At 49.7% G+C, this 14,045-nt stretch carries 11 protein-coding genes and 1 tRNA gene; 5 read left to right on the top strand and 7 right to left on the bottom strand.

The window, feature by feature from the left end:
- Position 1 precedes the first annotated feature (1 nt).
- From LKE53_11280 to LKE53_11265, 4 genes are all read right to left on the bottom strand, one after another.
- Positions 2-736 carry a CpsD/CapB family tyrosine-protein kinase gene (locus LKE53_11280; protein MCH3973316.1) on the bottom strand — a complete coding sequence of 245 codons (735 nt, stop codon included), beginning with the start codon at positions 734-736 and terminating at the stop codon, positions 2-4.
- Positions 733-1,443: a Wzz/FepE/Etk N-terminal domain-containing protein gene (locus tag LKE53_11275; protein ID MCH3973315.1), complete on the bottom strand. Its 711-nt coding sequence runs from the start codon at positions 1,441-1,443 to the stop codon at positions 733-735. Before LKE53_11275 ends, LKE53_11280 begins: the two co-directional genes overlap by 4 nt.
- A 43-nt stretch (positions 1,444-1,486) precedes the next feature.
- Positions 1,487-2,122 (bottom strand): sugar transferase, encoded by a 636-nt coding sequence (locus LKE53_11270; GenBank protein MCH3973314.1) that lies wholly within the window; start codon positions 2,120-2,122, stop codon positions 1,487-1,489.
- Between the two features lie 299 nt (positions 2,123-2,421).
- A complete protein-coding gene (locus tag LKE53_11265; GenBank protein ID MCH3973313.1) occupies positions 2,422-3,417 on the bottom strand; it encodes an LCP family protein in 996 nt (331 codons plus the stop codon).
- Positions 3,418-4,555: 1,138 nt separating this feature from the next.
- Here LKE53_11265 and LKE53_11260 point away from each other — a divergent pair.
- Complete coding sequence (locus LKE53_11260) at positions 4,556-4,717, top strand: hypothetical protein (protein ID MCH3973312.1); 162 nt, start codon at positions 4,556-4,558, stop codon at positions 4,715-4,717.
- 131 nt (positions 4,718-4,848) lie between these two features.
- Here LKE53_11260 and LKE53_11255 read toward each other — a convergent pair.
- The 3 genes from LKE53_11255 to LKE53_11245 all read right to left on the bottom strand — a co-directional run bounded on the left by LKE53_11255 (position 4,849) and on the right by LKE53_11245 (position 9,502).
- Positions 4,849-4,925: transfer RNA gene (locus LKE53_11255), tRNA-Arg, on the bottom strand.
- 72 nt (positions 4,926-4,997) lie between these two features.
- Positions 4,998-7,001 carry a glycoside hydrolase family 13 protein gene (locus LKE53_11250; GenBank protein MCH3973311.1) on the bottom strand — a complete coding sequence of 668 codons (2,004 nt, stop codon included), beginning with the start codon at positions 6,999-7,001 and terminating at the stop codon, positions 4,998-5,000.
- A 56-nt stretch (positions 7,002-7,057) separates the two neighbouring features.
- Positions 7,058-9,502 (bottom strand): glycogen/starch/alpha-glucan phosphorylase, encoded by a 2,445-nt coding sequence (locus tag LKE53_11245; GenBank protein MCH3973310.1) that lies wholly within the window; start codon positions 9,500-9,502, stop codon positions 7,058-7,060.
- A 374-nt stretch (positions 9,503-9,876) separates the two neighbouring features.
- Between LKE53_11245 and LKE53_11240 the strand changes: the two genes are divergently transcribed.
- From LKE53_11240 to LKE53_11225, 4 genes are all read left to right on the top strand, one after another.
- On the top strand, positions 9,877-10,371 hold the full coding sequence (locus LKE53_11240) for a cell division protein ZapA (protein ID MCH3973309.1): 495 nt from the start codon (positions 9,877-9,879) through the stop codon (positions 10,369-10,371).
- The gene (locus tag LKE53_11235; GenBank protein MCH3973308.1) at positions 10,355-12,421 is read left to right on the top strand and encodes a U32 family peptidase; all 2,067 of its coding nucleotides are present in this window, start codon (positions 10,355-10,357) and stop codon (positions 12,419-12,421) included. The genes LKE53_11240 and LKE53_11235 overlap by 17 nt, the downstream gene beginning before the upstream one ends.
- 2 nt (positions 12,422-12,423) lie before the next feature.
- Positions 12,424-12,858: a dUTP diphosphatase gene (dut, locus tag LKE53_11230; GenBank protein MCH3973307.1), complete on the top strand. Its 435-nt coding sequence runs from the start codon at positions 12,424-12,426 to the stop codon at positions 12,856-12,858.
- A gap of 121 nt (positions 12,859-12,979) precedes the next feature.
- A complete protein-coding gene (locus LKE53_11225; protein MCH3973306.1) occupies positions 12,980-14,014 on the top strand; it encodes a rod shape-determining protein in 1,035 nt (344 codons plus the stop codon).
- Positions 14,015-14,045 lie beyond the last annotated feature (31 nt).

The following is a 14,045-nucleotide window of genomic DNA, read 5'->3' as shown; positions in this document are numbered from 1 at the left end:
GTTACGGCTGACTATAGTGATCGTACGCACCATATTTGCCATCACGTTTTCCATATTTATAGCCATATGGCTTGTGCTTATCATCAACATCATTGACAACTACACCCAGCACTTTCCCTTTGGCTTGTTTAACACTCTCTACGGCCCGCTGCAGGGCATCATATGTCGTTTGGTTTTGCCTCGCGACTAATACGACACCGGCTGTTTTCCAAGCAAGCACAAGGCAGTCTGAAAGGATATTAATGGGTGGCAAATCAACAAATACATAGTCAAATTGAGTGGAAACAGTATTTAGCAGGTCCTCCATTCTTTGAGAACCGAGCAGCTCTACCGGATTGGGTGGAATTGACCCTGCCGTGATGACGGAAAAGGACATACTGTTACTGGTATACTGCACGTCACTCAACTGTACTTGACCGCTTAAAAGTGTAGAGAGCCCTTGCCGATTTGGGATTTGAAAGATGCGGTGCTGCACAGGCTTTCGCATATCTGCATCAATGATTAAAGCGGTTGCTCCGTTTTGTATCATAGAAACGGCTAAATTCGCACAGATAACGGATTTCCCCACTGAAGCCTCTACACTTGAAAAAAGCACGACATTGCTTTTGGAGGAAGCTAATGTAAAAAGGAGGTTTGTGCGAAGCATCTTATAGGCTTCCGTCGTGCGGAAGTCAGTATGGTCTCCCAATCGAAGCGCATGGTACTGCAAATCCGACTTTTTCCCATTCCATTTCATTTTCCGTCCTCCTTTTTAATGTGTGGGATTTCTCCTAAAACAGGCACGTCCAAATGTTCTTTCACATCTGCTTCCCCTTTCACGGTCCGGTCCAGCAGTTCAGCGGCAATCGCTGCAATTATCATAATGAGCAGCCCTATCACTGCGCCAATCGCTGTGTTGCGGATGACATTTGGAGAAGAAGGGTTGACCGCCGGTGTAGCCTTTCCGATCACCTCCACCGAGCCTGCTTTCACCACTCGTTTTAATACATCCGGTGCTACTTTCGCAACCGTATTGCAGATTTCGGCAGAAAAGTCTGCGTTCCCTGTTTCCGCGGAAATTTTCAGAACCTCTGTATTATTGACTGTTTCCATTTTGATCAGCTGCTTCAATTCTTTTACGGACAGACGCTGGCTCAATTTGTCAGCTACTTCCTGCATAATTTGGTCATCATTTAAAATAACAATGTAGGTATCCACCAACTTTTGTGAGGCGTTAATATCCGCTTCCTGGACACTGTATTGTTGCGAAGTCGTATTTTTTGTGTTGTTGACATACAGGGAAACGGATGACGTATACTTTTTCGGCACCAGATAAGCGGAAACAGCATAAACGCTAACTGCACCGACAAGAAGTCCAATCAAAAGCCAGATGATATGGCGTTTCAGTGCAAACAGCACCCGGCTTAAGTCAATTTCCATGTCTTCGCTCGCTTCGTTCTTCATAATTTCATTCCTTTAACACAATAATTTGAATAGAGAATCAAGCTTATTCCTCACCTCTGCGATGCAAAACAAAAGCAACCGTTTTAAAAATCAGCTTTAAGTCCACCCACAAGTTTCGTTCTTCTATGTACCGTAAATCCAGGTTGACCCACTCATCAAATGTTTTTACTTCACCCTTATGAATCTGCCAATAGCAAGTCAATCCTGGTTTTACCTCAAGGCGCCTACACTGATACGCGGAATACTGTTCTACTTCTTCGGGCAGCGGTGGGCGCGGCCCGACAATGCTCATATCCCCTTTTAAAATATTTAGCAGCTGAGGAAGCTCATCAATACAGGTCTCTCTAAGGATCTTTCCGACTCTGGTAATTCTCGGGTCATCCGATAGTTTAAACGCCGGCCCATCCCGCTCATTTTTTTCTTTGAAATCCTGCAGCCTTTGCTCTGCATCCTCACACATACTTCGAAATTTGTACATTCGAAAGCGTTTTTTGTTTTTCCCTACCCGCTCCTGTATAAAAAAGACAGGGCCTGGGGTATCCATTTTAATTGCAATGGCAGCAAGAAGCATCAGCGGGGACAATAGAATAAGTGCCAGTAAGCTGAAAATGCAGTCCACCATTCTCTTCATAAAAGAATATATGTATAATTGGTTTTTTCTTTTTGTCCGTGTAATCATTTTTACCTGAAAATGTTCACAGCTTGAACTTGGATTGTTGCCGTTTCCTAAGGCATTCGCACGTTCGACACTTCTCATCTAAATTCTTCCCTCTACGCAGTACACAATCAAGTTTCATCCAAATTTTCTTTTAAAAGGACGTTTTATATTATCAAAATCGTATAAATCATGATATAATGAAAAGGCTAATAGGAATCAAAGTAAGGAGCAATTATGCAACTGATGGTCGGTATTGTAATTGGTTTTGTTCTTGGAGTGATAACCATGTGTCTTTTTCAAGCAGGACGAAAATAGATGCTCTATCCATAGATTTTTCCTTGTAGTTCTGTGATGTTCTTATCAAAGTCAACTTGCAGAACATCCATTCCATTCACAGTTTTGCTTGTTTGCGAGCCGTCGATTGGAATCCTATCCTGTACAAACTTGTACTTCATAATAGAAAGGCTAGAGCGAACCAGCGACCAAACTTCATTCTGGGTGAAATTTGTGCTAATATCTGGAAGCAAGCGGTTCATGGTTTCATTGAGCTGTACCAAATTGAGGCTTTTCATTTTTTCCACGACTTTCATCAATATCGTACGCTGGCGCTCTGTACGCTGGTAATCTCCGTTCCCCACATAGCGGATACGAGAATAACTAAGAGCCTGCTTCCCGCTTAAAGTGACGTTCTTTCCTGCATGCTGCAAAAGCCCGTCTGCCGCAGGCTTTTTTTGCAAAGTATTGATTTCTTTGACGTACTGATTTAAAATGGGCAATTCCTGTTCTGTTACATCCACCTGGATCCCGCCCAGATGATCTATAATATCTACAAAGGACGAGAAATCAACCTGTGCATACCGGTCAATCGGAATTTTAAAATTTTGCTCTAATGTCTGCATCAATAGATCTGCGCCGCCAAAAGAATATGCCGCATTTAAGCGGTTGCTTCCATGCCCCGGTATTGGCAGATAAATATCGCGCATAAAGGAAGTCATTACTACCTTTGAAGTATTGCGGTTAATAGAAAGTAAAATCATTGTATCTGAGCGGCTGCCCTCTACACCCGCCCGGTTATCTGTTCCAATCAGCAGAACATTTAGTACATCCTCATGGTACTTGACGCCCTCCGGTACAGAGGACGAAACAGATATTTGCTTGTTTGACGCAGTTGTCGGCATATAATGGATTTTTGAAATTGTATTGTTGATATTAAAAAGAACTGACAGCACGCAAACACAAATCGTCACTACACAGATAATGGTTATTTTCCTGTGCTTTTTCACCTTTTTGACAGAATAAACTCTGCGTTTTCCCATAACATACGCCCCTATCCATTGGTATTCTACACATCAAAATGATTGGCAGTATCCTACAGTCAATCATTTATTTCGTTTTAATTCTATTTTTTATTGAATGATGAATATCATAACTATCTTGTTTTAATTTTTAAAAAAATGAATTTTAAGCAATAAGCCATGTAGCAGTATTAGTATTGTCAGATCGTGACTTTACTTCACGCATTTTCAAGAGCTTGCCGCAACCATAAAACGATTTCTTCTTGTAAAGTGCCCTGCCACTCTTTGACAGGTTTTGTCGTAGTACGCCTGCTATAAAATTTTTTAGGTGCTGCAATTCAAAATTTCTTTGCCAGTTAGGAAGCTGCATGAAGCAGCTAATTAAATTTTTTGCCCTTCACTCGCTGCATAAGCTGCGCATCTCTTCAAAGAACGCATGGCTTTTTCGCAGGTCTAAAGAAAGTCAGCAGTCGGTACGGACAGGCTGAATTCATACTCTATAAATAAATTGCTGCAGCTAATGTAGTTCTGGATAATCTTTCAGTTTCCCACGTCTGCTCTCCCATCTGCACCTGCATATGCTGTCCCACAGCCTGCTCTCATTCTGATTCCGTATCTCAAAATCCGACTCGTTTTTTGTGCTGTTCCTTTGTCGGTAGTCGTCCTCCATTTGAAATTGAAAGGAAGAGGGACAGCTGAATCCGCATGATTTTATTATGCTGCATTTATTTCTTTCTGGTTTTCCACTGATCTTCCAAGAAGGATTGAAAATCCAGTATTTGATTTCATCCTACATCTCGCCACTTTTCATCTAAAGAACTAAAAATACCGTATTTTTCCTTACCATAGAGTATTATAAAGCATGCTGCCTTTTATTGCAAGTAGTTGCACAATGGATTGCATGAGTTTACCATTTTGATTTAACTTTTCCTTGATTTTATGGGTTCTATGAATGCTTTTTCAATTAAATTCTATCAAGCTTAAATAGCTTCTATAAAAGTGAGCAGTGGGGAAAAGATCCTGTCATAAAAGGCTACGCGCAAAAATGGTATCTTGGTATCCCAGCATAAAACAAAAAGCTTTCCCGAATTGGGAAAGCTTGTAATTCTCGCTTAATGATTATTTCAAAATACAGTACAAAAAAGCAGACAGCAAAATTGTGGCTGCCCGGCAGGGGAATCAGCTTGTCACCGCGTTTCATCCAGAGCTGACCAAAGATTTGCGTGTACACAAATCTTTCGCAAAAATTGTCAAACAAAAGCAGGAAAAGAGCAATGCTCCTTCTGCAAATAGAGTTATCAAAGCGATTGCGCTTCCCTGATACATGCACATGTGCATGCTTTGTTTTCTTTTTTGACAAAGATCAAATAGCAGACGTTTGGCTTTTTTAAAACATAGGAGCAAAAAAAGCCGTACAGCAAACTTAAAAAGTTTGCTGTACGGCTTTTGCTTTGGTGCGCCCGCGGGGATTCGAACCCAGGACCTTCTGATTCGTAGTCAGACACTCTATCCAGCTGAGCTACGAGCGCATATTTGCTGTCTCTCTTATGAAAGACAGCTTAATTATTATAAGGGAACGCGCATGAAAAGTCAAGCTCTTTTTAGACTTTTTTCAAAAAATCCAAAAGTTCTTTTTTGATTTCCGGCTGCTTTTCAATATTCTCCATAATCTTATCTTTTATGGATTCTACCGCTTCTTCCGGCGTCTCTGGTTTTCCCAGCGGAAACGGCCCAGAGGGAGACGGGTTTTTCTGGCGTACCAAAACCGTTGCAGAGAGCGGCAGCAGGTCAATTCCGCTGTTGCGGTCAGGTGCTTCGCCAAAAACCGGCTCAGCTGTACGCCACTCATCGGGCAGGTAAAGTTCATACGGGTTTTCCCCCGCATTCAGTGCCACTAAAATTGCATCAATAGAGTCTTCACGGAAATAGACCAGCGTATGTTCATCCGCTTTCAGAGGCGCAAAGCTGCCCTCTTTCAAGCAGGAAAGCATACCGCGCAGTTTGCCCAGTTTGCGGTACCATGCCAGCAGGTCTGCATTTTCTTTTCCCCACGGAAAAGTACCGCGGTTAAAGGGATCTTTGTATCCCTCCATACCGGCCTCATCGCCATAATACACGCACGGGACACCTGGCAGGGTATACTGCATTACTGCCGCCAATTTCAGGCGCTTGAGGCCAAGCTCCCGCTGCTGCGGGGTCAGCTCCTGCTGCGCCTGCCACGCGCGGTCATGGCTGCCTGTAGGTTCCCCGCCCAGCATAGTCAGCGCGCGCTCGGTATCATGCGTACCAATATGGTTCATCAGCAGGCGAATCACCTGCGGGGGATAATTTTCCAGAATATTCAGAATAATCTCCAGCATCTGTGCTGGATCCCCGCCCTTTAAGTACCCCAGGATTGCGTCACGGAACGGATAATTCATGACACTGTCCAGCTGGCCGCCCAAAAGATACTTGCGGCGCTTGCCGTACGCCGATTTTGTACTGGCGTCTTCCCATACCTCGCCCAAAACCAGTGCATTTGTGTCTTCCATTTTTGCCGCCATACGCAAATTGTCCAAAAAAGCATCGGGCAGCTCATCTGCCACATCCAGCCGCCAGCCGGAAGCCCCGGCTTTTAGCCAGCGGCGCACAATACCGCCTTTTCCATTGATATACTGGTCATACGCGGGGTTTGTTTCCGTTACATCCGGCAGCGTATTGAAATTCCACCAGCATTCATAATCATCCGGCCAGTTTCGAAAATGATACCAAGAACTGTATGGCGATTCCTTACTGTTGTAGGCGCCAGCGGTTTTGTAGCGGCCCTCGCGGTTAAAGTAGACGCTATCGCTGCCGGTATGGCTGAAAACGCCGTCCAGCAAAACATGGATTCCGCGTTTCTTCGCTTCTTGGCACAGGGTGCGAAAATCCTCTTCATTTCCTAAAAGCGGGTCAACCTTTTCATAATTGGCTGTATTGTAGCGGTGGTTAGAATGCGCCTCGAAAATTGGGTTCAGGTACAGGCAGGTCACACCTAAACTCTTTAAGTAGTCCAGCTTTTCGGTAATTCCCGCAAGGTCGCCGCCGAAATAATCCGAATTGGATACAATTCCTTTTTCATTTGGCTTCCATTCGGGTTCTTCCGACCAGTCTTTATGCAGTGTGCGGTCTTTGGGCACATCTGTCTTGGGTTTTCCGGAAGAAAAGAAGCGGTCCGGAAAGACCTGGTACATAATGCCGCCGACCAGCCACTCGGGTGTATGAAAAGAGCGGTCGTACACGGTCATCTGCCAATCCTCTTTAACGTCGGGCGAAAGGGTGCCAGTCGCACCGAACGTACGGTGCATCTGCAGCACGCCGCGCCAGGTCGTCACCTCAAAATGATAAAAATACAGGCCGGGGTTCTGCGCGGCAAAGTGACACTCCCACCACTCGTGGTTGTCGCCGTTCATTCCACACCAAAACATATCTAATGTCTGCGTTTTTCCCGTGCTGTCCTCTTGGACCAGCAGGCGGGCCGCGCTGCAGTGCAGGTCGCGGGGCATATCGATTTTAAAATGAACAGGCAGGCAGTTCGCCACCGCACCTGTCGGATAGCGAAAAGCCGGGTTGCGTGAATTGAACATACTCTGCTTACTCCTTTGGTGACCTGAAAAGATACTTGCCGGTTAAAGCAGTGCGCTTATTCCTCAGCAAAAGGATTTTTGCCAGCTTCCACAGCGCGCGGCACCGGCTGACAGTGCCAGATGTTGTCCGCATATTCGCGGATTGCGCGGTCTGCTGCAAAGCGGCCCGCATTTGCAATATTGATCAGGCACATGCGCTGCCAGGTTTCCTGGTCGCCGTAAAGCTGCATGGCCCGCTCCTGCGCTTTCTGGTAGCTGTCAAAATCCGCCAGCACCATATAGGGGTCATTTTCCGTCAGGGACTGCACAATATCGCCGAAGTCCACGCCATTGAGACCACCACGCAGAAAATCAATTGCGCGGTGTGCCGCCGGATTGTTGTAGTAAATCTGGTCCGGGTGATAGCCGTCTGAACGCAGGGTCTCGACCTCTGGTGTTGTCATACCAAACAACAGCATATTGTCGTCGCCGACGGAATCATGGATTTCGACATTTGCGCCATCCAGTGTACCCAAGGTCACAGCGCCGTTAATCATAAATTTCATGTTGCTGGTACCAGAAGCCTCTGTACCGGCAAGGGAAATCTGCTCGCTGATATCTGCTGCGGGAATCAGCAATTCTGCCAGTGTAACACGGTAGTCTTCGATATAAACGACTTTCATTTTATCTTTGACAGCGGGGTCGTTGTTGATAATCTGGCCCAGTTCATAGATAAAGCGAATCATCTGCTTGGCAAAGTAGTAGCCGGGTGCAGCTTTGGCACCAAAAACATAGGTGTGCGGCGTAAAGTCAGCATTCGGGTTGTCTTTCAGCCACAGGTAGGTCGCAAGGATATTCAAAGCATTCAGGTGCTGGCGCTTGTATTCATGCATGCGCTTGACCTGTACATCAAAAATAGAATCGGGGTCAACGACCACGTTGTTTGCTTTCTTGATGTATGCTGCCAGCCGCTCTTTGTTGCTGTGTTTAATTGTAGCAAGCTCCTGTAGCACATTTTTGTCGTCTTTAAAGGCCTCAAACTTTTTTAGTTTGGAGGCATCGTAAATATAGCCCTTGCCGATCTTTTTGGTGAGCAGCGCGGCAAGCGCGGGATTGGACTGATTGAGCCAGCGGCGGTGGGCAATGCCGTTTGTAACATTGGTGAATTTATCGGGCATTTCAGTATAGAAGTCATGAAACACGGTGTTTTTCAGAATTTCACTGTGCAGACCGGACACGCCGTTGACGCTGTGGCTGCCGACAACCGCAAGGTTTGCCATTTTGACATAGCCGTCGTTCAGCGGTGCCATGCGGCCCACTTTGTAGCCGTCTACGCCAAGGTCGTGCATCTGCTGGCAGAAGCGGCGGTTGATTTCCTCTACAATCTGGTAAATACGCGGCAGCTGCATCTGGAACAGGTCCTGTCCCCAGCACTCCAGCGCTTCTTTCATAACAGTGTGGTTGGTATAGGCAACAGTGCGGGTGGTGATATCCCACGCGTGGTCCCAATCATAGCCGCACTCATCCAGCATAATGCGCATCAGCTCGGGAATAGCAAGGACCGGGTGGGTATCGTTCAGGTGAATGGCAACCATATCGGGCAGGTTATCCAATGTATTGTATTTAAACAGATGTGTACGAATAATATCCTGAATTGAAGCAGAAACCAGGAAATACTGCTGCGTCAGGCGCAGGCTTTTGCCCTCGGGGTGGTTGTCCTCGGGGTAAAGCACCTTTGTAATGGACTCAGCCATTGCATTTTGCTCCATCGCGCGCATATAGTTGCCGGAATTAAACAGGCCCATATCGAACTCATGGCCTTTGCTTTTCCACAGACGCAGACGGGAAATGCCTTTGCCGCCCATACCCGCGATAAACATATCACAGGGAATTGCCATAATGGTGGTGTAGTCTTTATGAATAGACTCATGGTAATTTTTATCCCAGCGCTCCTCCACATGGCCGCGGAAATGCACTTCCACCGCTTTTTCGGGGATTTCGCGCATCCAAATACGCCCGCCGGGCAGCCAAAAATCGGGCAGTTCTGTCTGCCAGCCGTCAACCAGCTTTTGGCGGAAAATACCGTACTCATAGCACAGGCTGTAGCCGGTGGCAGGGTAGCGCTGCGTTGCCAGTGCATCCATAAAGCAGGCAGCCAAACGCCCCAAGCCGCCGTTGCCAAGGCCGGCATCCGGCTCACATTCATACAGGGAATCCAGCTTGACATCCATTTCTTTCAGTGCCTCGCGGAATTCGTCCTCTATTCCAAGGTTAAACAGGGTGTTTTTCAGGCTGCGGCCAAGCAGAAATTCCATACAGAGATAGTACACATGCTTTGTCTCTGTTTTTTCGGCCTCTGCCATAAATTCGCTGCGTCCCTGCTCCATCATTTCGCGGGCAATCAACGCAACAGACTTGTAAATCTGGTCGTTTGTGGCATTTTCCAAGTCGACACCAAAGTTGTGTTCCAGCTTTGCAAGAATCTGTTTTTTGATCTGCGGGACCGAATGCTTATATTCCATGAGCAAATTCCTCCGTTTCGGGCAGGGTATTCTTTTTTCTGTGCTGCAGAAAGCAGCAACTGTATTTGCATCTATTATATGCCAAATTGCACAGCTTTTCAATGACCGAAGGTAAATTTGCCGTTTTGCCCTGTTTTTCATGAATTATGGCTGATTCATGCGGTTTTTCGGCCTTTTTTATGTCTAAAAAAGGGGGCCTCCCTATGTAGAAATATCCCCGAATTATTGTACAGTTTGCATAAAATCAAAATTTTTTGTCGTTTTTCTTGTGTGAAACGTCAGACGCGCGAAATTTGCCGAAAGTGCTTTCTTCCAGCGCTAAAATAGGGTATAATGTTACCAGCACTCTTTCTAAAGAAAGGAGTCCTTTGCAGATGAGCAAAAACAGCATCCGGCTGACCGTGTGCGGTACCGAGTGTATTGTCGGCACAGATAACAACGAGGCGTACGTGCGCTCGCTTGCCAGTGAAGTGCAGGCCTGCATGCTCTCGCTTTCCCGCCAAAGCTGTCATGCCTCCGGGGCCGTAACCGCAATCGTGGCGGCTCTCTCTTTCTGCGATGATTCTCATAAAATCAAAGAACAGGCAGACACGCTGCAAAAGCAGCTGCAGGTCTGCTTAAAAGACAGTGAAGAAGCACACCGCGAAGCCCAGCAGGCCCGGCAGGAAACAGAGCGCCTGCACCGGGAAAACGCCGCCCTGCGCAGCCGCCTTAGCCAAGAGTCTGTCCCTCTGCCCGAAAAGGCAGCTGACGCAGGCCCGCTGCAGCGCAGCAGCACCGGCAGCTTTACCCGGCCGCTGCCGGCTTCAGAGAAAGACTCAGAGTCCTTTCTGCAGTATTTCGAGGATGAACATGAAACGAAAGAATAATACTGAAGTTCTGGCGCCTGCCGGCAGCCCGGAGAGCCTGACCGCCGCTGTGCGGGCCGGCGCAGACGCTGTCTATTTGGGTGCCAGCTCTTTTTCTGCAAGGGCCGGCGCCCACAATTTTTCCCGGGAAGAGCTGTCGGCAGCCGTCCGTTTTTGCCACGAACGCGGGGTGCGGGTGCATCTCGCGGTAAATATTCTGCTGCGAAACGATGAATTGCCTGCTGCGCTCGATTTGATTCGCTGGGCCTGCACGCTGCCAGTTGATGCGGTGCTGGTGCAGGACCCCGGTCTTTTGTCCCTGCTGCGGCGCTGCTGCCCAAAGCTGCCGCTGCACGCCAGCACACAGATGAGCATTCACACGCCCGCCGGCGTGCGTGCGTGCCTTGAAGCGGGCTTTTCGCGTGTGGTCCTTTCGCGCGAACTCAGTCTGCCGGAAATCCGGGAAATTCGCCGAGCCTGCCCGCAGGCGGAACTGGAATCTTTCGTGCACGGTGCTTTGTGCATGAGTGTTTCCGGGCAGTGCTGGTTCAGTGCTATCTTAGGCCGGCGCAGCGGCAACCGCGGCCAATGTGCACAGCCCTGCCGGCTGCCGTTTGCTGCGCCGGGCGGCACCGGGCATGACCTTTCCTTAAAAGATTTGTCTATGATTCCGCGCCTGCAGGAACTTTCTGACGCGGGCATTGATTCCTTTAAAATTGAGGGCCGCATGAAACGCCCCGAGTACGTTGCCGCAGCGACCCGCGCCTGCCGGCTTGCCGCCGACGGTGAGCCGCTGCCCCCGCAGCTGCTGCAGGACCTGCACAGCGTCTTTTCGCGCTCCGGTTTTACCACCGGATACCCGGACGGCCGCCTTGGGCGGGAAATGTTCGGTACGCGCAGCAGAGAAGATACTGCCCAAACGTCTGAGGCCTGCTCCCGTCTGCGCGGGCTATACCGACGGGAGCTTTCCCGCATACCAGTCGCGTTTTTGCTGACCGTGCAGGCCGGAAAGCCTGTGCTGCTGCAGGTGCGCGACATAGCGGGCAATACCGCTGTGCAGAGCGCCGACCCTCCGCAGCCCGCGCGCAGTCAGCCGCTGACAGAACCATACTGTATAGAACACCTGCAGAAAACCGGCGGCACACCATTTTACGCAAAGACAGTCACCTGCCAAATTGACGAGGGACTGTCGCTGCCGGCCGCAGTTTTAAACCATCTGCGCCGGGATGCACTGGCACAGCTGCTGGCAAAGCGGGGAGCCCGCCGGCCAGTTCCGTTTACGCCGGTTCCCTTTGCTGCCGTGCCGCACAAGGCAGCTCCTTTGCGGCTGCGCGCGCGTTTTCCAGACGGGAATGTGCCAAAAGAAGCGGCCCTGTGCGAAAGCATTCTGGTACCGTACGATTTGCCCCTTTCCGAACTGCAGACACTCAACCAGCGCGGCCTTTCCGTTGTGCTGGAGCTGCCGCGCGGCATGTTTGGCACCGAAGAGCCGATCCGTACGGTGCTGCGGCGCGCGGCAGGTGCCGGCTTCTATGAAGTGTGGGCCGGCACCCTGAACAGCGCCGCCCTTGCTAAAGAACTGGGGCTTACGCTGCACGGCGGTTTTTCGCTGAATGTGACAAATTCCGCTGCACTTCGCTGGTATACTGAATTCGGTCTTTCCGACACAGAATTAAGCTTTGAGTTAACCCTGCACCAGGCGGCGGAAATTGGCGGGGAGCTGCCGCGCGGTCTGTTGATTTACGGCCGCCTTCCCCTGATGCTGACGCGCAACTGCCCGATTGCAAACGGCGGCGGCTGCCGGCACTGCAAAACAGCCGCTGCTTTAACTGACCGCAAAGGAATTAAGTTCCCGGTACAGTGCTTCGGCGGCTGCAGTGAAGTGCTCAACAGTGTGCCGTTGTCGCTTTTGGGGCGGCTGGGGGAGCTTTCTGGACGGGAAGATTTCGGTATGCTGCGCTTTACAACCGAAACACCTGAGGAGCGCGCGCATATTTTGCAGCTGGCTGCCGCAGACCGGCCGCTTGCCGGCAGTGTAACGCACGGACTCTATGATAGAGGAGTAATTTAAGAATGACCTTATATATGAAGAAACTGCGCGAAAACGCTGTGCTGCCCGTACGCGCAACCGGCGGTTCCGCCGGGCTTGATCTGTGCGCCTGCCTTGATGCCCCGCTGACCATTGCGCCCGGGCAGCTTTGCCGCGTGCCCACTGGCATTGCGGTGGCTCTGCCGGAAAACACCGTTGGTCTTTTGTGCGGGCGCAGCGGCCTTGGCGTAAAGCACGGCATCACCCCGAGCAACAGCGTCGGCGTCATCGACAGCGACTACCGGGGCGAAATTCTGGTAGGCCTGTGCAATGTAGGCGAAACACCCTATACACTGACACCCGGCGAGCGCTTTGCGCAGCTTTTGGTTCTGCCGGTTTTTTCCCCGGCACTGCAGGAAACAGAAGATTTGCCGCAGACTGCGCGCGGCGCAGGCGGTTTTGGTTCTACAGGAAAGTAGCGCTGCACGCAATTCGTTTACATAATTTTATACGGGATTTGGTTGAGAACTTTGCCTATGAGATGTATAATAGAAAGAATCCACGTGCGCATTCTGCGCCGAAAGGGGTAATTTTAAAACTATGGCGAAAGAAATCGGCATTGACCTTGGCACAGCGAACACGCTGGCATATATGAAAGGAAAAGGCATTATTATGCGCGAACCCTCCGTCGTCGCGGTGGATGTGCGCACTGACGCGGTGGTAGAAGTAGGCAGCAAGGCAAAAGATATGATTGGCCGCACGCCGGGCTCGATTGTGGCAGTAAGCCCGCTGCGCGACGGCGTAATCGCCGACTTTGATATTACAGCCACCATGCTGAAGCATTTTATACAAATGGCTACAAAAGCCGGCCGCTTTTCCAAAGCAAATGTCGTCGTCTGCATTCCTTCCGGCGTAACAGAAGTTGAGCGGCAGGCCGTAAAAGATGCGATAGAAAAAGCCGGCGCGCGCGTGCTGGACTTTCTGCCTGAACCAAAGGCCGCAGCCATCGGCGCCGGGCTTCCGGTAGATGACCCGGTTGGCTCTATGGTACTGGATATTGGCGGCGGCACCAGTGAAGTGGCCGTCATCTCTCTGGGTGACATTGTCGCCTACGAAAGCATCCGGGTGGCCGGCAACAAATTTGATGAATCTATTATTCAGTATATCCGCAAAAAATACGATCTGCTGATTGGTCAGCAGACCGCTGAAGAAATCAAAAAACAGATTGGCTCCGCCTACCCGACAGACGACACCGCCAATGCTGCTTTACAGGTAAAGGGCCGCAGCTTAGTCGACGGCCTGGCAAAGAACATCACGGTCACCGCAGAGGAAGTACGCGAAGCACTTTCGGATTCTCTGCACCTGATTGTAGACGCTGTCCATGCAACACTGGAAAAGACCCCGCCGGAACTGTGTGCCGATATTATCGACCACGGTATCACCATCACCGGCGGCGGTGCGCTGCTGCACGGCATGGCGCCCCTACTGCACCAGGAAACCGGCATGCCAGTGCGGGTAGCCGAAAGCCCGCTGGACTGCGTTGCAAACGGCGCAGGCAAATACCTGGAAGCCATTTCCCGTGGCAGCACCCAGAGAAGCACGCCGGACACCTCCGCGCAAAAGCCGGAAGAATAAGCAAAAACGTTGGCATTCCCCTATTTGATGA

The organism is Oscillospiraceae bacterium, from assembly GCA_022483045.1.
In the GTDB taxonomy this organism is placed as follows: Bacteria; Bacillota; Clostridia; order Oscillospirales; family Acutalibacteraceae; genus Caproicibacterium.
This window is presented reverse-complemented; position numbering and strand designations above follow the sequence as displayed.

Bases quoted from the DNA above. Each gene is read 5' to 3' on its own strand.
- LKE53_11280 (MCH3973316.1), bottom strand. From the start codon at position 736: ATGAAATGGAATGGGAAAAAGTCGGATTTGCAGTACCATGCGCTTCGA.
- LKE53_11275 (MCH3973315.1), bottom strand. From the start codon at position 1,443: ATGAAGAACGAAGCGAGCGAAGACATGGAAATTGACTTAAGCCGGGTG.
- LKE53_11270 (MCH3973314.1), bottom strand. From the start codon at position 2,122: ATGATTACACGGACAAAAAGAAAAAACCAATTATACATATATTCTTTT.
- LKE53_11265 (MCH3973313.1), bottom strand. From the start codon at position 3,417: ATGGGAAAACGCAGAGTTTATTCTGTCAAAAAGGTGAAAAAGCACAGG.
- LKE53_11250 (MCH3973311.1), bottom strand. From the start codon at position 7,001: ATGTTCAATTCACGCAACCCGGCTTTTCGCTATCCGACAGGTGCGGTG.
- LKE53_11245 (MCH3973310.1), bottom strand. From the start codon at position 9,502: ATGGAATATAAGCATTCGGTCCCGCAGATCAAAAAACAGATTCTTGCA.
- LKE53_11240 (MCH3973309.1), top strand. From the start codon at position 9,877: ATGAGCAAAAACAGCATCCGGCTGACCGTGTGCGGTACCGAGTGTATT.
- LKE53_11235 (MCH3973308.1), top strand. From the start codon at position 10,355: ATGAAACGAAAGAATAATACTGAAGTTCTGGCGCCTGCCGGCAGCCCG.
- dut (MCH3973307.1), top strand. From the start codon at position 12,424: ATGACCTTATATATGAAGAAACTGCGCGAAAACGCTGTGCTGCCCGTA.
- LKE53_11225 (MCH3973306.1), top strand. From the start codon at position 12,980: ATGGCGAAAGAAATCGGCATTGACCTTGGCACAGCGAACACGCTGGCA.